Source organism: Parabacteroides sp. AF19-14 (assembly GCF_003635485.1).
Lineage (GTDB): Bacteria > Bacteroidota > Bacteroidia > Bacteroidales > Tannerellaceae > Parabacteroides > Parabacteroides distasonis.
The window spans coordinates 1-755 of record NZ_QTMJ01000062.1; the positions used below are offsets into that span (position 1 = coordinate 1).

The 755-nt window shown below is 48.2% G+C and carries 1 protein-coding gene and 1 pseudogene; both read left to right on the forward strand.

All coding sequences use genetic code 11. From position 1 onward, the window contains the following. Positions 1-561: tyrosine-type recombinase/integrase (locus DWX33_RS22230; protein ID WP_147425528.1), on the forward strand; the 561-nt coding region annotated here is incomplete at its 5' end. A gap of 3 nt (positions 562-564) precedes the next feature. Then, positions 565-755, forward strand: a pseudogene (locus DWX33_RS22235) (hypothetical protein); the annotation flags it as partial.

Below are 755 nucleotides of genomic sequence, written 5' to 3' on the forward strand. Positions count from 1 at the left end.
GTCGTGACATACAAGGGCAGCAAGACCGTTGAGAAGTACCGGGATTTTTGGTTTTTCTCCTACCTGTGCAACGGTATCAATTTCAGGGATATGCTTTTCTTGCGGTATGGGAACATCGTGGACGGTGAAATCTGCTTTGTACGCTCCAAGACATCGCACACGTCCAACCATATACGGGAAATAAGGGCGGTACTCACTCCCGAAATGCGGGATATTATAAAACGGTGGGGAAACCCTGACGATGGGAAACCCGATACTTTCCTGTTCAAGTACGCCAGAGAAACGGAGGACGAATTTGTCATTTCCAATATTGTCAGACGGGTAACGCACCGTTGCAACATCGCTTTGGCTAAAATAGCCCAAGCTGTCGGTGTCCCACGTTTCACGACCTATTCCGCCCGGCATTCCTATGCGACTGTCTTAAAACGCAGCGGAACGAACATCGCTTACATATCCGAGAGTTTGGGGCATTCAAGCCTTGCCATCACGGAGAACTACCTCGCCAGTTTCGAGCAGGAGGAGCGGATAAGGAATGCGCAGTTATTAACCAAATTCGATTGAGCCATGCCGAACAAGAAAACCAAGACGGTGAAGATTAGACACCTTGAATGTTTCAGTGCCATTTACGGGGAACTGGCGCAGAATCCCGAATACGCAGGCTACGAAATAGAAGAAGCCGTACTGCAAGTGAAATCATATATTCCCCCTACTGTTAAAGACGTGGACAAGGCGATAGAGAAAATAAGGTTCAGCCA